A 22694-nucleotide genomic window follows, 5' to 3' on the forward strand; every position below is an offset into this window, starting at 1 on the left:
CCCGCTCTAACCGGCCGGGTTCTCCGCCGGTTCCCCGATCCCGACGGTGGCCGGGACCGTCCCGACGGCGGCCGGTTCGGCACCGCCGGCCACCGGGCCGACCTGCCGGTGCAGATACTCCCGGATCAGCGCCTTGGCCTCGACCAGCACCCGCTCGTCGCCGTCCTGGTCGCGCCGGAAGGCCAGCTTGATCAGGGCGTCGGCCGCCTCGACGGCGATCTCCAGCGCGAAGCGCAGCGCCGGCCCGTCGGCGATGCCGAACTGTTCCACCAGCACCCGGGCGAGCTGTTCGGCGATCACGCCGTTGTTGTCCCGCTGGTCGTCGAGCAGGTGCACGTCGACCACGTCGCCGAAGTGCAGCGTACGGAAGCCGGGCACCAGCCGGTGCATGGCGATGTACTCGTCGATCCCGGCGTCGACCCCGTCCCACCAGTTGGCGAGGTCGCCCTGGGAGAACCGGTCGGCGAGGCGTTCGAGGTACGCCTCCATGTTGCGCAGCGTGAGCGCCTGGACGATCGCCCGCTTGTCCGGGAAGAACTGGTAGACCGAGCCGATCGCCACCTCGGCCCGCTCGGCCAGCAGGGTCGTGGTCAGACCCTCGTAGCCGACCTCGTCGACCAACTCGGCACAGGCGTCGAGCATGCGCTGGACCCTGGCAACACTACGGCCCTGCACCGGGACGCGGCGTAGTGGACCACTCGTGGCGGTTGATGTGGACACGCGTCGCCACTCCCCCTTCGCGGATGAGATGTGTCTGCACGTCGCGAGTTCGAAACGTTACCTGGATTAACGATCGGACCTGGTGTGCGATGTTTACTCATCGCATCGAAGCCTGATATGAATGCTACTCATATTCGGCACTGGAGGCTGCATGGCCAGCACCCCATCGCCGTACGGCGCGGTGTCGCCGGCCGGCGGGACGCCACCGACCAGCGCGCCCGGCACCGGTTGGACCAACTGGGCCGGTAACCAGCGAGCCACCGCCAGCGCCGTGCTCCGACCGTCGGGCGTGGACGAACTGGCCGCCGCCGTACGTGCCGCCGCCTCGGCCGGGCGCCGGCTCAAGCCGGTCGGCAGCGGCCACTCCTTCACCGACATCGCCCGCACCGACGACCAGCGGGTCGAACTCGACGACCTGACCGGCCGGGTGCTGGTCGACCCGGCCCGGCGCCTGGTCACCGTGCCGGCCTCGATCGGGCTACGGGACCTCAACGGACTGCTGGCCGGTCACGGCCTGGCGATGCCGAACCTCGGCGACATCGACGCGCAGACCATCGCCGGCGCCATCTCCACCGGCACCCACGGCACCGGCGCCGGCTACGGCTGCCTGGCCACCTTCGTCGAATCCCTCACCCTGGTCACCGGGACCGGCGAGGTACGACGCTGCTCCGCCGAGACCGACCCCGACCTGTTCGCCGCCACCCGGGTCGGGCTCGGCGCGCTCGGGATCATCACCGAGGTCACCCTGCGCTGTGTGGACGCGTTTGTGCTGCGGGCCGACGAGCGCCCGGCACCGTTGACGGCGGTCCTCGCCGAACTGTCCGACCTGATCACCGGCAACGACCACTTCGAGTTCTACTGGTTCCCGTACACCGACCGGGTGCAGGTCAAGACGAACAACCGGGTGCCGCTCGACGACCGGCCGCTGCCCCGGTTCCGGGGCTGGCTGGACGACGAGTTCCTGGCCAACACCGTCTTCTCCGGCGCCTGCCGACTGGGCCGGGCGGTGCCTGGGCTGGTCCCGCCGATCAGCGCGATCTCGGCCCGCGCGCTCACCGCCCGGACCTACACCGGCCGCTCGGACCGGGTCTTCTGCACCCCGCGCCGGGTCCGCTTCACCGAGATGGAGTACGGCCTGCCGCGCGCCGCGCTGCCCGAGGCGCTGGCCGCGCTGCGCCGGGTGGTCGACGGGCTGCCGTTCAAGGTGCTCTTCCCGGTCGAGGTGCGGTTCACCGCGCCGGACGACATCTGGCTGTCGCACGGCTACCAGCGGGAGTCGGCGTACCTGGCGATCCACCAGTACGTGGGCGCACCCGACGAGCCGTACTTCCGGGTGTTCGAACAGGTCGCCATCGCGCTGGGCGGTCGGCCGCACTGGGGCAAGCTGCACTACCGGGACGCGGACTCGCTGCGTACGGTCTATCCCCGGTTCGACGACTTCGTCGACGTACGGGACCGGCTCGATCCGGGGCGGGTCTTCGCCAACGCCTACACCGAGCGGGTGCTCGGCGCCTGAACACACCGGCCGGGTCAGCCGGTCGGCGCCAGCACCCTCAACCCGTCCCCGCCGGCTCCCCGCGCCTTCAGGTAACCGCTGACCCGGTCGTACGCCCCCTGATAGACGGTCCGGCGATCGGCCGGCAGCGCCGGGTCGGCGAGCGCGGCGGGCAGATCGACCAGCCGGATATCGGGACTTATATCGGTCCAGGTCGGAATTGCCGCCGCCTCGGTAATTTTCCACTCTTTCGGGGCTGTTTCCGTGAAGGTGATCCTCGCCATAACACCCTCGCGGTTATCGTCGATCGGATCGGCATGCCGGGCCAATTGATTGCCCATGCCATATACCACCCATTTATCGCCAAACTCCTCGAACGGCTGCACCACGTGCGCATGGTGCCCGAGGATCAGGTCGATGTCGGGTGAGGAGACGAGCGGTTCCACCCAGTCCAACTGGTTGGCGTCCGGCTGGTGCCGGTATTCCGTACCCCAGTGCAGGCTGAGCACGACGATCTCGGCACCGGCCGCGCGCAGCCGCTTCGCCGCGGCCAGGATCTTCGCCGGCTCGATCAGGTTGGCCATCCACAGCTTCCCGGCCGGGCGCTCCAGCCCGTTGAAGTTCAGCGTGTACGACAGGTGCCCGACCTTGACCCCGGCCTGCTCGTAGATCCTCGGCGCGTTCGCCTCGGCCGCGTTCCGGGCGCTGCCGGCGTGCCCGAGACCGGCCTTGTCCAACGCCTCCAGCGTCCGGGTAACGCCCTGCGCGCCCTGGTCCATGGTGTGGTTGGAGGCGGTGGAGCAGGCGTCGAAACCGGCCCGCTTTAGCCCGTCGACCACCTGGGGCGGCGCGCTGAACCGGGGATAACCCTGGAACGGTCCGGCCGCCGGACCCAGCGGGGTCTCCAGGTGGCAGATGGCCAGGTCGGCCGCGCCGATCGCCGGGGCGACCCGCTCGAACATCGGGAAGAAGTCGTAGCCGCCGGCCTGACCGGTCCGGCCCGCGTCCCGTTTTGCCTGCTGCGAGACCTCCGGGTGGACCAACACGTCACCCGCGCCGAGCACGGTGAACAGGCGCCGGCCCTGCGCGTCGACCCGGGCGCCCGGCGGAGCCGGGGTGCCTCCGTCGGAGCTGGCCCCGCCCGCCGCACCGGACGGCTCCACCCAGGACGACACCCGGGGCGATCCGCCCCACCAGTCCGCCTGGTAACCAATTCCGCCGACAATTACCAATGCGCCCGCCAGAATGACTGAAAACAACAGCATTGTCTGGCGGTGCCCACCCAATATCCCCCGTCGCACCACCGGTGGAGCGTAAGGCATACCGCCGGATCGGAAAATATGATCCGGCGGTCACCGTCCGAAAGAGCTACTCGGCCCGGTCGGCGGCCTTTGCCGGCGCTGCCTTCTTGACCGCTTTGGCGGCCGTAGTGGACTTCGCGGCGGTAGCCTTCTTCGGCGCGGCCTTGCGCGGTGCGGCCTTCTTGGCGGCGGTCTTCTTCGCCGGGGTCGCCTCCGAGGCAGCCGCCGTCTTCTTCGCCGGGGCCTTCTTCGCCGCCGCCTTCTTCTTCGGCGCCGGTCCCTTGGCCCGCTTCTCGGCGAGCATCTCGGACGCCTCTTCCAGGGTCAGCGCCTCCGGGGTCTGGCCCCGCCGCAGGGACGCGTTGAACTCTCCGTCGGTCACGTACGGGCCGAACCGGCCGTCCTTGATGACCAGCGGCTTCTCGGTCAGCGGATCGGCGCCCATCTCCCGCAACGGGGGCGCGGCGGCCCGCCGCTGCCGGGTCTTCGGCGCCGCCAGCAGGGCCAACGCCTCGTCCAGCGTCACCGTGAAGATCTTGTCCTCGGAGTCGAGCGAGCGGAACTCGTCCCCCCGCTTGACGTACGGGCCGTAGCGACCGGCGGCGGCCAGCACCTCCGCGCCGTCCGGCGCCAGCCCCACCACCCGGGGCAGGCTGAGCAGCCGGAGCGCCTCGGTGAGCGAGATGTCGTCCGGCGACTGCGACTTGAGCAGCGACGACTTGCGGTCACCACTGGAGACGTACGGGCCGAAGCGGCCGGACTTGAGCAGGATCGGCTCGCCCGTCTCCGGGTGCTCGCCGAGCTTCCGCTCGCCACCGCCGCCGAGGAAGAGCTCGTTTACCTTCTCCGGGCTCAACTCGTCCGGCGCGACCCCCTCCGGGATCGACACCCGGTCGCCGGCCGCCCCGCCGTCGGCACCGCCGTCCTCGGCCGCGTTGCCCTCGCCCTCGGCCACCGGCGCCGCCTCGACCTCGGGGCCGGGCAGGGTGCGCTGGAGGTACGGCCCGTACCGGCCGACCCGGACCACCACGTCCCGGCCCTCGTCGTCCCGGAACAGCGGGATCGAGTTGACGCTGCGCGCGTCGATCTCGCTCAGGTTCTCGGTGACCATCTTCTTCAGCCCGCCGGAACGGGCCACCGAGTCGTCGCCGGCCACGTCGCTGCCGAAGTAGAAGGAGGTGAGGAAGTCGACCGCCGCGTGGTCACCACCGGCGATCTCGTCCAGCTCGTTCTCCATCGCGGCGGTGAAGTTGTAGTCGACCAGGCGCGGGTAGTGCCCTTCGAGGAGACCGACCACCGCGAACGCCAGGAAGGACGGGATCAGCGCCTGACCGCGCTTGCTGACGTACCCCCGGTCCTGGATCGTCTGCATGATCGAGGCGTACGTGGACGGCCGCCCGATGCCCAGCTCCTCCAGCGCCTTGACCAGCGACGCCTCGGTGTAACGGGCCGGCGGCTGGGTGGTGTGCCCGGCGGCGGCCAGCTCCTCGGCGGTCAGCGGCTGGTCCTTGACCAGGTTCGGCAGCCGCCGCTCGGCATCCTCGGCCTCGGCGTTCTCGTCGTCCGACGACTCCACGTACGCCCGCAGGAAGCCCGGGTCGGTGATGGTCTTGCCGGTGGCGCCGAAGTCGGCTTCCTCCCCGGCGTCGGTGACGGCGCGGATGCGTACCGAGACGCTGGAGCCGACCGCGTCGGTCATCTGCGACGCGATGGTCCGGCGCCAGATCAGCTCGTAGAGCCGGAACTCCTCACCGGAGAGCTCGTTGGCCAGCTCGCCCGGGGTACGGAAGTGGTCGCCCGCCGGCCGGATCGCCTCGTGCGCCTCCTGCGCGTTCTTCACCTTGCCGGTGTAGCGGCGGGGCTCCGGCGGCACGTTGCGCTCGCCGTACAGCTCGGCGATCTGCCGGCGGGCCGCGGCGATGGCGGTCTCGGACAGGTTGACCGAGTCGGTACGCATATAGGTGATGTAGCCGTTCTCGTACAGCCGCTGCGCGGTGCGCATCGTCTGCTGGGACGAGAAGCGGAGCTTGCGGGCCGCCTCCTGCTGGAGGGTCGAGGTGATGAACGGCGCGTACGGGCGACGCCGGTAGGGCTTCTCCTCGACCCGGGTGACGGTGAACGGGCGCCCGTCGAGGCGGGCGGCGAGCCCACGCGCCCCGTCGCCGTCGAGGTGGGTCACCCCGGCGCCCGGCTTGACCCGGCCGGTGGTCGGCTCGAAGTCGCGCCCGGTGGCGATCCGGTCCCCGTTCAGCCCGATCAGGGTGGCGTGGAAGGTACGCGGTCCCTCACCGGCGTCGCGTACGGCGAGGGTGGCCTGGATGTCCCAGTACTCGGCGGTGCGGAACGCCATCCGCTGCCGCTCCCGCTCGACCACGATCCGGGTGGCCACCGACTGGACCCGGCCCGCCGAGAGCTTCGGCATGACCTTCTTCCAGAGCACCGGCGAGACCTCGTAGCCGTACAGCCGGTCGAGGATGCGCCGGGCCTCCTGGGCATCGACCAGGTCCCGGTCGATCTCCCGGGGGTTGGCCACCGCCGCCTGGATCGCCGGCCGGGTGATCTCGTGGAAGACCATCCGCTTGACCGGCACCCGGGGCTTGAGCGTCTCGACCAGGTGCCAGGCGATCGCCTCGCCCTCGCGGTCCTCGTCGGTGGCGAGGTAGACCTCGTCCACCTCCTTGGCCAGCTTGGTCAGCTTGGCGATCTGCTGCCGGCGGTCGGCGGAGACGACGTAGAGCGCGGTGAAGCCGTGGTCGACGTCGACGCCGAGCCGGGCCCACGGCTCCTTCTTGTATTTGGCGGGCACGTCGGCGGCGTTGCGGGGCAGGTCACGGACGTGCCCCAGGCTGGCCTCGACGATATAACCCGGGCCGAGATAGCCCGAGATCGTCTTGGCCTTCGCCGGTGACTCGACGATGACCAGACGGGTGCTCTTGGCATTACTCGGCACGTCTCTCCCCGACCTCACTCGCTACTTCTCGCCCCGCGGACCACCGTGGTCCGCCTTACCGCCGGGCCGCCACCAGTAGCCGGCTCGCTGGACGTCCAACGTAACGCGCTGCACGGCACACGGGTTGCGCGGGCCGCGAAGAGCCCTCCCACGCTGCGCGAACACCGATCCCGGTCGGGCGCGACACGGTTGATCCCGGTCGGCGACACCGTACACCGAGGATGAATCGGCCCGGATCCATTCCCGGCGGCGATCTTCCGCTGATCTCCCCCAGCGGGTCGATTATCTCCTAAATCTCCGGTTGGTTGTCCGGCATCGGACAGTCGACCGGATTATCTCTGAATCAGCATGATAAATGGTGAAAATGGTCGAAACCTGACTTAAACGAATTGACCAACGACGGCCGCTCAGCCCCCGGTGGTCGGCCAACTCGACGGCGGCGCGGCCGGTGGCCGCTCACCCACCAACTCCGCCAGCCTGGCCCGCCGACGACGCCCGGTTATCCGGTACGCCGGACCACCCGACCCGGGCGCCAGGAGTACGGCACTCAGTCCCACCGCCGCCAGCGCACCGCCCACCGGCTCCCAGCAGTTCTCCTCCGCCTCGCCCAGCCGGAGCAGGAAGCCGGTGGGTTCCGACAGGCCCGCCGCGGCCACCCAGAGCCGCAGCCGACGCCCGTTCAGGTACAGACCGGCCGGTGGCCGTTTAGCCGTGCCGCGCAGCCAGCTCCGGGCCAGCGGCGCGAGCGTGGTCGAGTACGACGTACGGACCTCGTGCCGCTCGTCGGCGGTGCCCTCCCAGGTGACCGGCAGCCCACGCAGGGCCAGCTCGGCCGCGAGCACGTGCACCCGCCAGGCGGCGTCCACCAACACCGACACCCTCGCCGTGCCACCCATCCGGACCACCTGCCCCGGCCCGGCGAGCAGGCCGGCGAGATCGGCCGCCGACGGCTCGGTCGCCTCGACCCCGAACAGCGACAACTGCCGCACCGGCACGCCGTCCGGCCTCGACGGCACCGCCCCGGTGCCAGGCACCGCCTCCGTCGGTGGCGGGTCCGTCGGTGGCGGGTCCACTGGGGGCGTGGTCAGCGACACTCCGGGACCTCGTCGAAGGCCTGCTTCAACTCGGGCGAGTTCAGTTTGCTGGTGTCCAGGCCGCTGGCGTCGTACTCCTTGTTCAGGGTGTCCACCGCGGCCTCGACCCCGTCGTAGAACGGCTCGGGACGGCCGGTGTCCAGTTGCTCGATCGACCGCTTGGCCCGGCCGTACGCGTCCCGGACCTGGGTGAGCGAGTCGAGGAAGCCGTCCGAGACCAGGTCACCCTGGGACACGTCGGGCACGCCGGCCTCCGCCACCCCCCGACGCGCGTCCTCGCTCGCCCGTTCCGCGCCCGCCATCATCCGGACCAGGTTCTCCTTCGCCTGTGCCGGCGTGGTCTGCGCCGTCATCTGCTGCTGGGCACTGCTGGTCAGTTCGTCGATTTCGAGCCGCCACGGGGACAGCGCGTCACAGACCGAGGCGGCCCAGGCCGGTGCGGTCGGCCCCCCACCACATCCACCTACCAGCAACACGAGAGTGCACAGAACCACGGGGAGAATCCCGGCGGCCGGCGCGCGGGGCGTACGCATGCGTTGCAGCGTACGGGTTGGTACGGACGGTGCGGTGGCACAGCCGTACCGGTTGGGCTGCTCATCACCGGTACGGCCGAAGGTGGGACCCCCTGTCGACGGAAGTGTCGCCAGGGGGTCCTTCCGCTTCCGGCCCGGGATCAGGCGGTTACGGTCTCCGGGCGGTGCTCGGTGCTACCGGTGGCACCGGGGCCGGAGTCGTCGTCCGACATGGCCACCGGCTTGCGCTTGCTGTAGACCACCGCCGCCACCACGATCGCCACCGCGACCAGCGCGACCGTGATCCGCAGCGGGGTGTTCCGGTCGTCGCCCACGCTCCACGCCACCACGGCCGGCGCGATCAGCAACGAGACCAGGTTCATCACCTTGATCAGCGGGTTGATGGCCGGACCGGCGGTGTCCTTGAACGGGTCGCCGACCGTGTCGCCGATGATGGTCGCCTCGTGCGCGCCGGAGCCCTTGCCGCCGTGGGCGCCGTCCTCGACCAGCTTCTTCGCGTTGTCCCAGGCACCACCGGAGTTGGCCAGGAAGACCGCCATCAGGGTGCCGGCGCCGATCGCACCGGCCAGGTACGACGCCAGCGCGCCCGGACCGAGGCCGAAGCCGACCGCGATCGGGGCGAGGACCGCCAGCAGGCCCGGGGTGACCAGTTCACGCTGGGCGTCCCGGGTGCAGATGTCGACCACCTTGCCGTACTCGGGGCGCTGGGTCCGGTCCATGATGCCGGGCAGGTCGCGGAACTGGCGCCGTACCTCCAGCACCACCGCGCCGGCCGAGCGGGAGACCGCGTTGATGGCCAGCCCGGAGAAGAGGAAGACCACCGCGGCACCGATGATCAGGCCGACCAGGTTGCGCGGGTTCGCCACGTTGAGCGCGCCCAGGATCTCGCCGGCCACGTCACCCACCCCGGCGTCGGCGTACGCCGCCCGGAGCGTGTCGGTGTACGAGCCGAAGAGCGCGGTCGCCGCCAGTACGGCGGTGGCGATCGCGATGCCCTTGGTGATCGCCTTGGTGGTGTTGCCGACGGCGTCGAGCTCGGTGAGCGTACGGCCGCCCTGCTCGTCGATGTCGCCGGACATCTCGGCGATGCCCTGGGCGTTGTCGGAGATCGGGCCGAAGGTGTCCATCGCCACGATCACGCCGACCGTGGTGAGCAGACCGGTGCCGGCGAGCGCCACGGCGAAGAGGGAGAGCGTGATCGAGCTGCCGCCGAGCAGGAAGGCGCCGAAGACCCCACCCGCGATCAGCAGCGCCGAGTAGACCGCCGACTCCAGCCCGATGCTGATGCCGGCGAGCACGACGGTCGCCGGTCCGGTCAGCGAGCTCTTGCCGATGTCCTGCACCGGACGCTTGTTGGTCTCGGTGAAGTAGCCGGTCAGCGCCTGGATGGCGGCGGCGAGCACGATCCCGATGAGCACCGCGCCGATGGCGAACGACTGCGGGCCGAGCGGCAGGTCGCCCTCGACGCCGAGCCGCTCACGCCAGCCGTCGCCGAGCAACTCGCCCCAGGTCGGCTTGAGGTACACGAAGGACATCGCGGCGACCAGGATCGCCGAGAGCACCGCCGAGGCGTAGAACGCCCGGTTGATCGCGCTCAGCCCGGACCGGTCGGAGGTGCGCAGCCGGGTGATGAAGACCCCGACGATCGCCACGATCACCCCGATGGTGGAGACGATCAGCGGGAAGACCAGCCCGGTCTCGCCGAACGCCGCCCGGCCGAGGATCAGCGCGGCGACCAGGGTCACCGCGTACGACTCGAACAGGTCGGCGGCCATGCCCGCGCAGTCGCCGACGTTGTCGCCGACGTTGTCGGCGATCGTCGCCGCGTTGCGTGGGTCGTCCTCGGGGATGCCCTGCTCGACCTTGCCCACCAGGTCGGCGCCAACGTCGGCGGCCTTGGTGAAGATGCCGCCGCCGACCCGCATGAACATGGCCAGCAGCGCGGCACCGAAGCCGAAGCCCTCCAGCACGGTCGGCGCGTCGGCCCGGAACAGGACCACGACCAGCGCCGCCCCGAAGAGTCCCAGCCCGACGGTGAGGAAGCCGACCACGCCACCGGTCCGGAAGGCGATCCGCATCGCCTTCTCCCGGCCGCCCTGGTGCTCCCGGGCGGCGGCGGCCACCCGCAGGTTGGCCCGGGTGGCCAGGGCCATGCCCGCCCCGCCGATGAACGCGCTGAACACGGCGCCGACGACGAAGAAGGCCGACCGGCCGATCTTCACCAGGGTCTCGCTGCCGTCGGTCTGGTGCACCGGCAGCAGGAAGAGCAGCACCACCGCGAGTACGACAAAGATGGCGAGCGTTCTGAACTGCCGGAAGAGGTAGGCCGAGGCACCCTCCTGGACCGCTGCCGCGATCTCCTGCATGTTTGTGGTGCCCCTACCGGTCGCCAACACCGCTTTGGTGAGGGCGGCGGCGAAGCCGAGCGCCACCAACGCGATGACCGCGGCGATGATGACGTACGACAGGTTCGCATCGGTGAGGGACAACCCGCCGCTTTCGGCGGCGAAGGTCGTGGACATCTATGTCCTCCTGTACCCAGCACTCGCGCCGGCCGGCGGACGAAACCGGACCGGCGTCTCCACGCGTGGAGCGACGGTTCGCAAGCGTCTCCGCCGGGCCAAGGCTTCAGCTCAGCGGTGACCACCCGGTCACGCGAGCGCGCGACCAGGGCACTTGCTGATAACCCCGGGTACTCTAGCCGCCCGCAGTGTCAGAGGTCACAGTTACCACCCACCGTGTCGCAATGATCTTCATCGCTGTGCAAGCGAAGTTGATCTGCTATGGAGCTTCGTCGATCGGCGGATCACAGGGTCGACGGCGACCGGCCGAACCGGTCGTGACGGGTCAGCGGCCGACCGGCCGAACCGGTCGTGACGGGTCAGCGGCCGACCGGCCGAACCGGTCGTGACGGGTCAGCGGCCGACCGGCCAGACCATCCGTACCTCGGTGCCGATCCCGTCGTCCACGGGACGCACCTGGAGGTCCTCGACAAAACCGGCGAGCAGCGCGAAGCCCACCCCCACGGTGAGTGCCTCGTCGGTCAGCGACTCGTCGGCCAACTCGTCCGGGGGGAGCGCGGCCAGACCCAGTCCGGCCTCGATCGGCGCCCGGTCGGTGACCCGGACCGTGTAACCGCCGCCGTCGGACATCTCGACCTGCACCAGGTCGGCGAGGCCGTACTGGCGGTGCAGGGCCACCGCGCGGGTGCACGCCTCACCGATCGCCAACCGCACCTCGTCGAGCAGTTCCTCGGCGACGCCGGCCCGACGGGCCACGGCGACACCGACCAGGCGCGCGGTGCGAACATGCACCGGCGCGGGTGAGAAGGACAGCCGGACCGTCGACATCAGGCGCTGGGGTTCGCCGCGCCCGGGGCGGTCGCCGCCTCGATCGAGGGGTAGAGCGGGAACACCTGGTCGAGCGCGGTGATCCGGAAGATCTTGAGCAGCGGTTCCTTGTCACAGACCAGCCCGAAGGTGCCGCCGATCACCCGCAGCCGCTTGTGCGCGCCGACCAGCACGCCGAGGCCGGTGGAATCGAGGAAGTCGACCCGGCCCAGATCCACCACGACCCGACGGGCACCGCCGTCGATCATCTCGACCAGTCGCTCCCGGAGCCGAGGGGCGGTGTAGACGTCCACCTCGCCACCGACCTCCAGCACCGCGTGCTCGGCGATGGTGCGGGTCGTCAGCGACAGCTCCATCCGTCCTCCTCGGCTACCTCTCCGGCTGATGCCGGCCCGGCTGGAAGGGTCCGGCCAGGAATGCTCATGGGCATCTAACCATCGTCCGCCCGGCGCCGCACCGAGCCGGAGCGTCGCCTACCTGACCCGGGACCCCCGGCCAGGCTGCTCCGGGGCCCCTCGTGCCCGGTCGACCCGCGCCCCGGCTTTCCGGTTCCGGCCCGTCGGTGCGAGAGTGCAGGGCGTGACCACCGCAGCCACAGTATCGGCCCAGGCCGACCGGCCCCCACCCTCAGGTGGCCCGGCGCCGACCCCGGCGGAGTTGCTGCACCGGTTACGGGCACGCACCCGGCACGATCCGGTCACCCACGTCGAGCGGGTGCCGGCCAGCGCCGGGCAGGCCGTACCGTGGCCCGGCTGGGTGCCCGAACCACTGCGGGCGGCGCTCGTCGGACGCGGCGTGGTCGCCCCCTGGCGGCACCAGGCCGAGGCGGCAGATCTGGCGTACGGCGGCCAGCACGTGATCATTGCCACCGGCACCGGTTCGGGCAAGTCGCTGGCGTACCAGTTGCCGGCGCTGGCCACCCTGCTCACCGACCCGCGCGCGACCGTGCTCTACCTGGCGCCGACCAAGGCGCTCGCCGCCGACCAGTTGCGCGCCGTCGCCGCCCTGGACCTCGACGACGTACGCCCGGCGAGTTACGACGGCGACACCCCGCGCGCCGAACGGGAGTGGATCCGCAAGCATTCCCGGTTCGTGCTCACCAACCCGGACATGCTGCACCACGGCATCCTGCCCGGACACGCCAACTGGGGTACGTTCCTGCGCCGGCTCGCCTTCGTGGTGGTCGACGAGTGCCACACCTACCGGGGGGTCTTCGGCTCGCACGTCTCGCACGTGCTACGACGGCTGCGCCGGCAGGCCGCCCGGTACGGCCGCACCGTCGCGGGCGTACCGCAGTCCCCGGTCTTCGTGCTGGCCTCGGCCACCTCGGGCGACCCGGCGAACGCGGCCGAGCGGCTGACCGGCCTGCCGGTGACGGCGGTGACCGAGGACTCGTCGCCCCGGGGCGGGGTCACCTTCGCCCTCTGGGAGCCGCCGCTGCTCCCCCCGCCGGCCGACGCGGTCGAACTCGGCGAGGCCGAACCGGTCCGCCGCTCCGCCCTGCGGGAGACCGCCGACCTGCTCAGCGACACCGTCGCGGCCGGCGTGCGTTCGCTCGCCTTCGTCCGCTCCCGGCGCGGCGCCGAGGTGGTGGCGAGCAGCGCCCGGCGTTCACTGGACGAGGCGGTGCCCGGCCTCGGCCAGCGGGTCGCCGCCTACCGGGCCGGTTACCTGCGCGAGGACCGGCGCAGGCTGGAACGGGCGCTGCTCCACGGTGACCTGCTCGGACTCGCCTCGACCAACGCCCTGGAACTCGGCGTCGACCTGGTCGGGCTCGACGCGGTGCTGATCTGCGGCTGGCCGGGCACCAGGGCGTCACTCTGGCAGCAGGCCGGGCGGGCCGGCCGGGCCGGTGGCGAGGCGCTCGCCGTGCTGGTGGCCCGGGACGATCCGCTCGACACCTACCTGGTGCACCACCCGGAGGCGCTCTTCGGGCGCCCGGTCGAGGCGACCGTGCTCGACCCGGCGAACCCGTACGTGCTCGGTCCGCAGTTGTGCTGCGCCGCCGCCGAGGCCCCGTTGACCGAGGCCGACCTGCCACTGTTCGGGCCGGGTGCGGCCGAGGCGGTGGAGGGGCTGGTGCAGGCGGGCGCGCTGCGGCGACGACCGACCGGCTGGTACTGGCGGCACAGCGGCCGTCCCGACGTCGACCTGCGCGGCACCGGCGGTACGCCGATCGCGGTGGTCGAGTCGGCCACCGGGCGCCTGCTCGGCACGGTCGACCCGGGCTCGTCCCACTTCATGCTCCACTCCGGGGCGGTCTACCTGCACCAGGGCGTGTCGTACGTGGTGGACAACCTGGACCTGGAGGACGCCTGCGCGCTGGTGCACGCCGAGGAGCCGGACTGGTCCACCCACGCCCGCGACGTCACCTCGCTCGGGGTGGTGTCGGTACGCGAGTACCGGGACGCCGGACCGGTCGGTCTCTTCCTCGGCGAGGTCGACGTGACCAGCCAGGTGGTGTCGTACCAGCGGCGTCGGCTGGCGTCCGGCGAGGTGATCGACACCCGCCCGCTCGACCTGCCGGCACGTGAACTGCGTACGGTCGCGGTCTGGTTCACCGTGTCGCTGAACGCGCTGGTGGCGGCCGGGGTGGAGGTGGCCGACGTACCGGGCGCGCTGCACGCGGCCGAGCACGCCGCGATCGGCCTGCTGCCGCTGATCGCCACCTGTGACCGGTGGGACATCGGCGGGCTGTCGACCGGGATCCACCCGGACACCGGGGCGCCGACCGTCTTTGTCTACGACGGACACCCGGGCGGCGCGGGCTTCGCCGAGCGGGCGTACCGGGCGGCGGAGCAGTGGCTGCGGGCCACCCGGGACGCGATCAGCGAGTGCGGCTGCGAGTCCGGCTGCCCGTCCTGCGTACAGTCGCCGAAGTGCGGTAACGGCAACAACCCGCTGGCCAAGGCGGAGGCGGTCAAGGTGCTCGACGTGGTGCTGACCAACCTGGTCGAACTCTCCGATTGATCCACGTACATGGATGGCGGACTGACTGGGTACGCTGATGGGAGCGCTTCCAAGCCCTGCCCGTCCAAGGAGGATCGAGTGGCCGACACCATCGCCGAGACCGTCGACCTGCTCTACGGCGTCAACCAGGAAACGCTCACCGTGGAGCAGCAGATCTCGCTCGGTCAGGCGTACGCGACCCTGGCCCAGGCCGAGCAGTTGCACCGGCTCAACGAACAACTGCACGGCATCCACCAGATCCTCAGCGCCTCGGCGCTCCGCGCCGCTGTCGACGGCGGCGGCACCGGCCGCTGACCCTCGACCACCGACCGCCCCGATGGCCGCGTCCCAGCCACCCGATCCGTGGCCGCTGAGCCCTGTTCCACTCGGCGTGTCACAGGCTTGAGCAGCCACGGATCATCGGGGCACCGACCTTGATTGGGGAGTGCGGGTCCAGCCGAGGAAACGGCGGTGCAGGCGACCGGCCGGGACCCACACCAGGTCCTACGTGGCAGAGACCAGGTGCGCACCCAGGTACGGGGCCAGCGAGACCGGTGCGCCCTCGAACGCTGGGTGATCTACTGATCGGGCCAACCCGGGAGTGCCCGCATGCCCGCTTACGTCCCTGACTACCAGCGCATTGCCGACGACCTTCGAGAGCCGATCCGTTCGGGTCGGCTCAAGCCTGGCGACAAGTTGCCCAGCAAACGGGAACTGCGCGAGATTTACGGCACGAGCGCCCAGCCGGTCGACGCCGCGCTGTTCATGCTTCGTACCGAAGGTTTTATCGAAGGTCGACAAGGCAAGGGCACCTTCGTGCTCCAGACCTCTGGGTAACCGCCCCTTCGACTTCGAAGGCTGCTCGTCCGCTGCCCCGCGCAGCGCGGTGCGCGCCCACCGGTGATGGGGATCGATGCTGGTCAGGCTCGGATCGGGCCGGCTCGGGCGACAGCTCTGGCGGTCCGGGTCAGGCCGGGCAGTGGGGTGACGGTCAGCTCGACCACGAGTTGCAGGTCGAGACCCTCCACGGTGCAGTCGACCAGGCGGGCGCCGTTCGCGGCGACCAGTTCGCCGGCCCGGGCGCAGGCGACCGTCGGGCCTTCGAGCGCGCGGGCGGCGCCGGCCAGGGCACCGAAATCGGCGGCCACCCTCGCCTGGTGTTTCGCCACCCGGGCCGCGCCGACCGCCGCCCCGGCCAGACTCCCCGCCACCAGCGTCAACCCGACCGCCAGCAGCCACAGGGAGGCGCTCCCCCGATCCCGACCCTCGGTCGACACCGAACTCACCGACATCCTGGCCGTCCAACTGATTCCGATCGGGTGGACCGCCCTCACGGCACCGGCTCCGGGTCGCCCGGCTCCACGGCGGCGACGGCGGTCGCGCTGACGGTCAGTCGGGGCAGTCGGGTGCCGAAGGCGCGGATCGGCGCGCGTACGGTCGCCACCGCCCGTTCGCCGACGACGGTGACCGAGACCGTGGCCCCGGCCGGGGCGGAGCCGGCTCCGGCCGGCACCCCGGGCTCGCCCCGGGAGGCGGCCAGCGCCGCCTCCCGGGCCGCGTCGACGCACTGCGCCTTGACGGTCACCGCGCCGACCGCGGTCAGCCCGGCGAGCAGCAGCATCACCAGCGCCGGCAGGCCGGCCGCCAACTCGGCGGTGAACGAGCCCCGGTCGTGGTCACCGGGCGGGTCGACGATCGCCACCAGACCGGCCCACCGGCGCCGGATCACTTCAGTGCCCGGTCGATGACGGCGGTCAGGGCCGACTGGACGTTGCCGGACGAGAGCACCTTGAGCAGGATTCCGGCGAACGCGACGGCGGCGAGGGTGCCGACGGCGTACTCGGCGGTGTTCATCCCGGCGTCGCCGCGCAGCCGAGCCCTCAGTTTGCGGATCACGATTGTCTTCCCTTCCTCGTACGGAGTACGGATCTCAGAGCACGTCACCGAGGACGGCGACGATCACCGGCACCAGGCCGGCGAGAATGAAGGCGGGCAGAAAGCAGAGGCCGAGCGGCAGCACGATCAGCACCCCGGCCCGGCGGGCCGCCGCCTCGACCGTGGTGGCCCGGTCGGCGCGCAGGTCGTCGGCGAGCCGGGTGAGCGCACCGGCGAGCGCGGCACCGCTGGTCGAGGTACGCACGGCGGCAGCGCTGAGCCGGTCGGCACCCTCCACCGGTCCGAGGTGTGCCCACGCCTCCTCCGGTTCACCACCGAGCCGCAGGGTCCGGCCGACCCGGTGCAGCCGCTCGCCGAGTGGGCCACCGAGCGCCTCGGCGACCGACAGCACCGCCCGGTCGACCGGGGCGCCCGCCCGTAACGCCGAGGCCAGCATGTCCGCACCGAGCGGCAGGTCGCTGACCTCGCGCAACCGCCGCCGACGACTGCTCGCCGGTTCGAGGCGCCGCAGCAGTCGGTCGAGCAGGATTCCGGCCAGCACCCCGGCCGCCGGGCCGCTCCACCCGCCGAGCACGATCGCGACGGCGACCCCGCCGAGCACGGCACCGAGCCGGATCCTGTCCGGCCGCCGACTGCCGCCGAGCCTCCCGGACACCGGGGTATCGCCGTGCTCGGCGACGGCCGCCGAGCCGACGTCCCGGTGTCGCCGAACGTCGAGATCGAGCCGGACCAGGCGCTGTCGGGTGAGGCGACCGGCGGGTCGGCCGGCGGCCACCGCCATCGCCGCGACGGCCAGCGCGAGCACCACGATGGTCGGGTCCGACATCAGGCCGCCCGCAGGGCGCTTGTGCTGAGCCGGTCGGACCAGGCCAGGCCCGCGAGTTGCAGCACGATCGCACCGACCGCGCAGGCGGCTCCGATCGGCGTACGCAGCAGCACGGCGAGCGGGTCGACGCCGATGCCGTACCCGAGCGCGATCCCGCCCAGCGGCAACCCGGCGAGCAGCATCGCGGTCGCTCGGGCACCCGCCGCCTGGGCTGCCGCCGCCGCCAGTCCACGGTCCATCGCCCTGGCGTCGGCCTCGATCCGTTCGAGCAGATCGGCCAGGGGTGCCCCGGTCTGCTCGGCGAGGCGTACGGCGGCTCCGATCAGCCGGTCGATCCGCTCCGACGGATCGGGACTCGTGACGGGGACTGCTGCCCGATCGGACGACGAGCCGGACATCGCCGCGCCGGCCGGCGGCGGCTCGGCCGTGCCTCCGACGGCGGGCCTGACCGGCAAACCGGCGCGCAGGTCGGCGGCGAGCGCGGAGAGGCCGTCGAGCTGACGGCGGCGCACCCGCACGGCTGCCCGTACGCTGTGCCGCCGCAGCGCCGCCTTGGCCGCCAGCCCGCCGTACGCCAGACCCGCGACCGCCGCCACCGGCCCGCCCAGCACCGCCCCGGCGAGGGCGGTCACCCCGGCCACGACCAGTACGGCGCGTTTCGGCCCGGTCGCGACCCGGTCGAGCACCGGCACCCGCGAATCCGTTCCGGCCAGCCAGCCGAGCCCGGCTCGCCGTGCCGGCCGGGCAGCCTGCGCCGGTCCGTCGACAACCGCACGCCAGCGGGACCGGCTCGCCGTCGGCGACCAGGCGACCACGACGGCCGAGCCGAGCAGGCAGGCGCCGACCAGCCACCACCCGCTGGTCACGGCAGGCCGTCCCGGTCACGCCGGACCGGATCGGTCGGTACGGCCGGCACCGGATCGGTGAGTACGGCCGGCACCGTCTCGGTGAGTACGGCCGGCACCCGTACCGCCCGGTCGGTGAGGAGTCGGGCCAGGGCCGTCGCGGCCGGTCCCGCGCCACCCGTCCGACGCCAGGCGGGCACCACCGTGACCAGGCGCTCCGGCCCGCTCGGCAGGAGCAGGCAGACGGCTTCGAGCACCCGGCCCGCCCCGGTCCGGCGTACCTGTAGCAGCACCTGGAGCGCCGCGGTGACCTGCGCGTGCAGGGCCGCCCGGGGCAGTCCGCCGAGCAGTCCGAGCGCCTCCAACCGGGCCGGTACGTCAGCCGGCGCGTTGGCGTGCAACGTGCCCGCCCCGCCGTCGTGCCCGGTGTTCAGGGCGGCGAGCAGGTCGACCACCTCGGCGCCCCGGCACTCGCCGACCACGATCCGGTCCGGTCGCATCCGCAGGGCCTGGCGGACCAGGTCACTCAGCCCGACCGAGCCGGTGCCCTCCACGTTGGCCGTACGCGCCTGGAGGCCGACCACGTGCGGGTGCACCGGGCGCAGTTCGGCGGCATCCTCGACCAGCACGATCCGCTCGGTCGGCGGCACCAGCCCGAGCAGGGTGTTGAGCAGCGTGGTCTTGCCGGAGCCGGTACCGCCCACCACGAGGTAGGCCAACCGCGCGGCCACCACCGCCGCGAGCAGCGGAGCGGCCGGACCCGGCACGGTGCCGCGGCGTACGAGTTCGTCCAGGGTGAACGGCCGTTGCCGGAAGGTACGCAGCGACAGGTACGGCCCCTCGGTCGCCACCGGTGGCAGCACCGCGTGCAGCCGGGTGCCGTCCGGCAGCCGGCCGTCCACGTACGGGGAGCCCTCGTCCAGCCGTCGGCCGCAGCCGGCGGCGAGTCGCTGGGCCAGCCGCCGTACGTCGTCCGGGGTGCCGAGGGCGAGCGCCACCGGCCGCAGGCCCTGCCCCCGGTCCACCCAGACCCGTGCCCCGTTGACCAGCACGTCGGTGACCTCGGCGTCGGCGAGCAGCGGGGCGAGCGGGCCGGCGCCGACGAGGTTGTCGTGCACCTGGCTCGCCATCCGCAGCACGGTGGTGTCGCCGAGGACGGCGGCGCGGGGCTCGTCGCGTACCGCCGCGACAACGGCGGCCGGGGTGATCGCCGTACCGTCGGCGGCGAACCGGCGGCGGACCAGGCCGGCCAGCTCGCGACCACCGGCCCCGGCGGACGGGGGCGGCGCCCCGCGCAGAGCCGCCGTGGGGACGGGGCTGGTTCGGTCGGTCATGCCACGCCCGCCGCCGACGCGTTGTCGTCGAGTTCGGTGAGCAGGCGTTGGCAGAGGCTGGCCAGTGGACCCTTGCCGGTGGAGGCGGGCGCCTCTCCCCGCTCCAGGCCCCGGCCGAGTCCGGGCTCCGGCCGCAGCGTCCCGGCCAGCGGCAGGTGCAGCGCCCGAGCGACCTCCCGGGCCTTCAGCCGACCGGGTGCCGGCCCGCGCACGACCACCGACAGCTCGGTGCAGTGCGGGAGGGTGGCCGCGACCACCCGGGTCGCGGCGGCGACCGCCCGCAGTTCCGCCGGCACGACCACGTACACCTGGTCGGCGGCCTGTAGGGCGATCACGGCCGAGTCGTCGAGCTGACGCGGCAGGTCCACGACGACGAGGTCGCGACCGCGCCGGCCGGCGTCCAGGGTGGCCGCCATCGCCTCTCCCGGCAGGCTGAACAGCGCACCCCGGTCCCACGAGAGCACGACCAGGTCGCCCCGGCTCGGCAGGGCCCGGACCAGGGCGGGCGCGTCGACCCGGCCGTCGGCCTCGGTGAGCGCGGGCCAGCGCAGCCCTTCGAGCTGTTCCCAGCCGAGCACCAGGTCGAGCCCGCCGCCGAGCGGGTCGGCGTCGACCAGCAGGGTGCGCAGCCCGCCCCGGGTGGCGGTGACCGCGAGCCCGCCGGCCAGCACGCTCGCCCCGGCGCCGCCCCGGCCGCCGATCACCGCGACCACCCGCCCGGTGCCGGTGGCGGTGGCACCCGGTGTGCCCTCGGCGAAGCGGTCCACCAGCCACGGTTCGGCGGCGGGCAGGATCGCCACGTGTTCGGCACCGATCAGTTCGGCTAGTTCCCAGCCGGGGTCGCCGAGTCCGGACCGTCCGACCAGCACCATCCGGGGGCGGCGCGGCAGCCGTGCCCGAAGGCACGGTTGTGCCTGGTCGGTGCCGACCAGCACCAGGGGCGCGGCGGCCCACCGGGACCGGGCGGCGGCCGGGTCGGCGACCACCTCGACCTCGGTGCCACCGGCCGCGGCGAGCCGCAGGAGGTCGTCGAGCAGGTCACCGTCGGAGGTCAGGACCAGCGGGAGTCGCGGTCCGGTGTGGACGGGGGTACGGCGTGGCATCGCGGTCTCCAGCGGCGGGTCGGTACGGGGTGACCGACACACCCTGGACCGGCGGAAACCTCGCCTCCACCGCGTCGGTCGCCGGCTGTGGATAACCGAGTGATCTGTGGAAAACCGCCCTGGGTCGGAGTGGATCTGCTATCCGAACCACCCCATCAAGCAGGAAACCGGACAGGGGCACGCGATGCTCGGGTCGCGATATTCGCCGTCGAATCGGGTAGCCACCGGGGAGAGCAGCCGCTACCGCAGCATCCCGGTGCCGCGTGAGGAGGAGCGACCATGGCTCAGGCAGTCAGCGCGGTCGTACTGGAGCCCGCCGCGCGGGAGTTCGCGAGGTTGACGTCCCAACCGCCGTTCCCGTACCAGATGCCGCCGCACGAGGGCCGGGCCAAGCTGACCGATCTCCAGTCGAGCGGCATCGCCAGACCGGCGGTGGACTCGGAGAACCTGATGGTGCCGGGCGGCCCCTCCGGCCAGGTGCCGGTACGCATCGTGCGCCCACCCCGGGCCGCCGGGACAGACGGCCGGGGCGGGCTCGCCGACCGGGTACGCGGGATGGCGCAGGACATGGTGCGCTCGCGCAGCAGCCAGCGGGGCATGCCGGTGGTGCTCTACCTGCACGGCGGCGGATGGGTGTTCGGCGACTCGTTCACCCACGACCGGCTGATCCGGGAGATCGCCGTGCAGACGGACGCGGCGGTTGTCTTTCCCGAATACAGCCGGGCCCCGGAGGCGAAGTTCCCGGTGGCGCTGGAGGAGTGTTACGCGGTCGCCGCGTGGATCGGCGAACAGGGCGAGCAGTTCGACCTTGATCCGTCCCGGATCGCGATCGCCGCCGACTCGGCCGGCGCGAACATCGCGGCCGTGGTCACCATGCTGGCCAAACAGCGGGGCGGGCCACAATTTCGCCACCAGGTGCTCTTCTACCCGGTGACCGACGCGGACTTCGACACCGGCAGCTACCGCGAATTCGCCAGCGGTTATTACCTGAGCCGGGAACAGATGATGTGGCACTGGGACCAGTACCTGCCGGATCGGAGCAAGCGAAACGACCCGATGGCCGCACCGCTGCGGGCCAGCATCGACCAACTCCGGGGACTGCCGCCCGCACTGATCGTCACCGAGGAGGCCGACCCGCTGCGCGACGAGGGCGAGGCGTACGCGGCCAAGCTGCGCCAGGCGGGCGTACCGGTCGCCCAGGTCCGGTACCAGGGGATGATCCACGACTTCGTCATGCTCGACACGCTCGCCGACACCGCCGCCGCCCGTGCCGCCACCGCCCAGTGCGCGAACACGCTGCGTGGCGTCCTGCACGACGGCCGCTGACCGCCCGGACAGGCAGGCGCCCACAGGCCGCTCGGATACGCGGGCGCTGCCCCGGTCCAGCCGACGGACCGGGGCGGCGCCCCGCCCGTACGTGGGGGCAGCGTCAAGCGAGTTGGCCGAAGGCGCTTGGGCACCGCTACGGATTTCATCCCGAGGTAGCATGCAACCACCCTCACTCCGGAGGGTGTCGGCAAGTCGAGCGGAACACATGACCTTGGAAGCTGTGAACGACGAGGGCGACACCAAGTCCATTCCCTGGCGTCCAGGAAGCTTCCTTCACAGTCTCGGCCCGGATTCCCGAGCGCGCCTGCTACGACTGGGCACCCGGAGGAGATTTCCGGCGAACGACGCCCTCGTTCATTCTGGAGACACCTCCGACAACGTCTTCGTGATCTTGGCGGGTATCGTGAAGATCGAGGCGACGGATCCACTCGGCCGCGCGGTGACCCTGGCCCTGAGAGGACCGGGGGATGCGGTCGGCGAATTGGCCGCCCTGACCGAAGAAACAAGATCTGCGACGATTCGGGCAGCACTAGACACAGCAGTGGTTACCATCACGAATGCTGACTTCCGGCAGTTCCTGATCGACGACCCATTCGCCGGGTTCGCCCTCACCAAGATGATCGCCAAGCGCCTCAGCGCCGCCAACCAGCAGCGGGTGTCCCTGGGGTCCCAGAACGTCATCGCCCGACTGGCCAACGTCCTCGGAATGTTGGCGGACGCGTTCGGTGAACAGCGGGCCGACGGAGTGGTGATCGCCGTCCCGATCAGCCAGTCGGAACTGGCGTCCATGATCGGGGCCGCCGAGGTGTCCACCCAAAAGGCCCTGCGGACCCTGCGCGACCAGGGCGTCGTCCAGGTCGGCTATCGGCGGATCATGATCAGCTCACGGGATCACCTCGACGCCATGGCACACCCAGGGGAGCAGTGAACCCATACATCTATGGGTTTGAAATCCATCGTGGTATGGTT

Annotated in this window: 21 protein-coding genes; 6 read left to right on the forward strand and 15 right to left on the reverse strand. The window is 71.9% G+C overall.

The features are described from left to right. Nucleotides 1-6: 6 nt before the first annotated feature. On the reverse strand, nucleotides 7-720 hold the full coding sequence (locus ACI2K4_RS14165) for a TetR family transcriptional regulator (RefSeq protein ID WP_404511192.1): 714 nt from the start codon (nucleotides 718-720) through the stop codon (nucleotides 7-9). A gap of 151 nt (nucleotides 721-871) precedes the next feature. Here ACI2K4_RS14165 and ACI2K4_RS14170 point away from each other — a divergent pair, with 151 nt between their 5' ends. Beyond that, the gene (locus ACI2K4_RS14170; RefSeq protein ID WP_404511194.1) at nucleotides 872-2236 is read left to right on the forward strand and encodes a D-arabinono-1,4-lactone oxidase; all 1365 of its coding nucleotides are present in this window, start codon (nucleotides 872-874) and stop codon (nucleotides 2234-2236) included. A gap of 14 nt (nucleotides 2237-2250) precedes the next feature. On the opposite strand, the gene ACI2K4_RS14175 is transcribed toward ACI2K4_RS14170, so the two are convergent. From ACI2K4_RS14175 to ACI2K4_RS14205, 7 genes are all read right to left on the reverse strand, one after another. Further along, nucleotides 2251-3390, reverse strand: a complete 1140-nt coding sequence (locus tag ACI2K4_RS14175) for a CapA family protein (protein WP_404511196.1) — start codon at nucleotides 3388-3390, stop codon at nucleotides 2251-2253. A gap of 193 nt (nucleotides 3391-3583) precedes the next feature. Beyond that, complete coding sequence (topA, locus tag ACI2K4_RS14180; protein ID WP_404511198.1) at nucleotides 3584-6466, reverse strand: type I DNA topoisomerase; 2883 nt, start codon at nucleotides 6464-6466, stop codon at nucleotides 3584-3586. Between the two features lie 407 nt (nucleotides 6467-6873). Further along, nucleotides 6874-7500 carry a hypothetical protein gene (locus ACI2K4_RS14185; RefSeq protein ID WP_404511200.1) on the reverse strand — a complete coding sequence of 209 codons (627 nt, stop codon included), beginning with the start codon at nucleotides 7498-7500 and terminating at the stop codon, nucleotides 6874-6876. A gap of 50 nt (nucleotides 7501-7550) precedes the next feature. Next, nucleotides 7551-8093 (reverse strand): hypothetical protein, encoded by a 543-nt coding sequence (locus ACI2K4_RS14190; protein ID WP_404511201.1) that lies wholly within the window; start codon nucleotides 8091-8093, stop codon nucleotides 7551-7553. Nucleotides 8094-8233: 140 nt separating this feature from the next. Next, on the reverse strand, nucleotides 8234-10615 hold the full coding sequence (locus ACI2K4_RS14195; protein WP_404511203.1) for a sodium-translocating pyrophosphatase: 2382 nt from the start codon (nucleotides 10613-10615) through the stop codon (nucleotides 8234-8236). Between the two features lie 393 nt (nucleotides 10616-11008). Next, nucleotides 11009-11446: an ATP-binding protein gene (locus tag ACI2K4_RS14200; RefSeq protein WP_404511824.1), complete on the reverse strand. Its 438-nt coding sequence runs from the start codon at nucleotides 11444-11446 to the stop codon at nucleotides 11009-11011. After that, nucleotides 11443-11799 (reverse strand): STAS domain-containing protein, encoded by a 357-nt coding sequence (locus tag ACI2K4_RS14205; RefSeq protein ID WP_396816273.1) that lies wholly within the window; start codon nucleotides 11797-11799, stop codon nucleotides 11443-11445. The genes ACI2K4_RS14200 and ACI2K4_RS14205 overlap by 4 nt, the downstream gene beginning before the upstream one ends. A gap of 223 nt (nucleotides 11800-12022) precedes the next feature. On the opposite strand from ACI2K4_RS14205, the gene ACI2K4_RS14210 reads away from it, so the two are divergent. The 3 genes from ACI2K4_RS14210 to ACI2K4_RS14220 all read left to right on the forward strand — a co-directional run bounded on the left by ACI2K4_RS14210 (nucleotide 12023) and on the right by ACI2K4_RS14220 (nucleotide 15229). Continuing rightward, nucleotides 12023-14413 (forward strand): DEAD/DEAH box helicase, encoded by a 2391-nt coding sequence (locus tag ACI2K4_RS14210; protein ID WP_404511205.1) that lies wholly within the window; start codon nucleotides 12023-12025, stop codon nucleotides 14411-14413. Between the two features lie 78 nt (nucleotides 14414-14491). Beyond that, the gene (locus ACI2K4_RS14215; protein ID WP_404511207.1) at nucleotides 14492-14707 is read left to right on the forward strand and encodes a hypothetical protein; all 216 of its coding nucleotides are present in this window, start codon (nucleotides 14492-14494) and stop codon (nucleotides 14705-14707) included. 294 nt (nucleotides 14708-15001) lie between these two features. Further along, nucleotides 15002-15229 (forward strand): winged helix-turn-helix domain-containing protein, encoded by a 228-nt coding sequence (locus ACI2K4_RS14220; RefSeq protein WP_404511209.1) that lies wholly within the window; start codon nucleotides 15002-15004, stop codon nucleotides 15227-15229. 83 nt (nucleotides 15230-15312) lie between these two features. On the opposite strand, the gene ACI2K4_RS14225 is transcribed toward ACI2K4_RS14220, so the two are convergent. The 7 genes from ACI2K4_RS14225 to ssd all read right to left on the reverse strand — a co-directional run bounded on the left by ACI2K4_RS14225 (nucleotide 15313) and on the right by ssd (nucleotide 20396). After that, on the reverse strand, nucleotides 15313-15678 hold the full coding sequence (locus ACI2K4_RS14225) for an Rv3654c family TadE-like protein (protein WP_404511211.1): 366 nt from the start codon (nucleotides 15676-15678) through the stop codon (nucleotides 15313-15315). 44 nt (nucleotides 15679-15722) lie between these two features. After that, the gene (locus ACI2K4_RS14230; RefSeq protein ID WP_404511213.1) at nucleotides 15723-16121 is read right to left on the reverse strand and encodes a TadE family type IV pilus minor pilin; all 399 of its coding nucleotides are present in this window, start codon (nucleotides 16119-16121) and stop codon (nucleotides 15723-15725) included. After that, on the reverse strand, nucleotides 16118-16246 hold the full coding sequence (locus tag ACI2K4_RS14235) for a DUF4244 domain-containing protein (RefSeq protein ID WP_404511826.1): 129 nt from the start codon (nucleotides 16244-16246) through the stop codon (nucleotides 16118-16120). Before ACI2K4_RS14235 ends, ACI2K4_RS14230 begins: the two co-directional genes overlap by 4 nt. A gap of 76 nt (nucleotides 16247-16322) precedes the next feature. Continuing rightward, complete coding sequence (locus ACI2K4_RS14240) at nucleotides 16323-17114, reverse strand: type II secretion system F family protein (RefSeq protein ID WP_404511215.1); 792 nt, start codon at nucleotides 17112-17114, stop codon at nucleotides 16323-16325. Next, a complete protein-coding gene (locus tag ACI2K4_RS14245) occupies nucleotides 17114-17980 on the reverse strand; it encodes a type II secretion system F family protein (protein WP_404511217.1) in 867 nt (288 codons plus the stop codon). The genes ACI2K4_RS14240 and ACI2K4_RS14245 overlap by 1 nt, the downstream gene beginning before the upstream one ends. After that, nucleotides 17977-19293, reverse strand: coding sequence for a TadA family conjugal transfer-associated ATPase (locus ACI2K4_RS14250; protein WP_404511219.1), 1317 nt, complete (start codon nucleotides 19291-19293; stop codon nucleotides 17977-17979). Before ACI2K4_RS14250 ends, ACI2K4_RS14245 begins: the two co-directional genes overlap by 4 nt. Then, nucleotides 19290-20396 (reverse strand): septum site-determining protein Ssd, encoded by a 1107-nt coding sequence (ssd, locus tag ACI2K4_RS14255; RefSeq protein ID WP_404511221.1) that lies wholly within the window; start codon nucleotides 20394-20396, stop codon nucleotides 19290-19292. Before ssd ends, ACI2K4_RS14250 begins: the two co-directional genes overlap by 4 nt. Nucleotides 20397-20675: 279 nt before the next feature. Here ssd and ACI2K4_RS14260 point away from each other — a divergent pair, with 279 nt between their 5' ends. Together ACI2K4_RS14260 and ACI2K4_RS14265 are read left to right on the forward strand one after the other, a co-directional pair. Beyond that, nucleotides 20676-21722 (forward strand): alpha/beta hydrolase, encoded by a 1047-nt coding sequence (locus ACI2K4_RS14260; RefSeq protein WP_404511223.1) that lies wholly within the window; start codon nucleotides 20676-20678, stop codon nucleotides 21720-21722. A gap of 223 nt (nucleotides 21723-21945) precedes the next feature. Beyond that, nucleotides 21946-22653: a Crp/Fnr family transcriptional regulator gene (locus ACI2K4_RS14265; RefSeq protein WP_404511225.1), complete on the forward strand. Its 708-nt coding sequence runs from the start codon at nucleotides 21946-21948 to the stop codon at nucleotides 22651-22653. Nucleotides 22654-22694: the final 41 nt, after the last annotated feature.

Origin of the sequence: Micromonospora sp. NPDC050397, assembly GCF_044901685.1 — a bacterium.
Lineage (GTDB): Bacteria > Actinomycetota > Actinomycetes > Mycobacteriales > Micromonosporaceae > Micromonospora_G.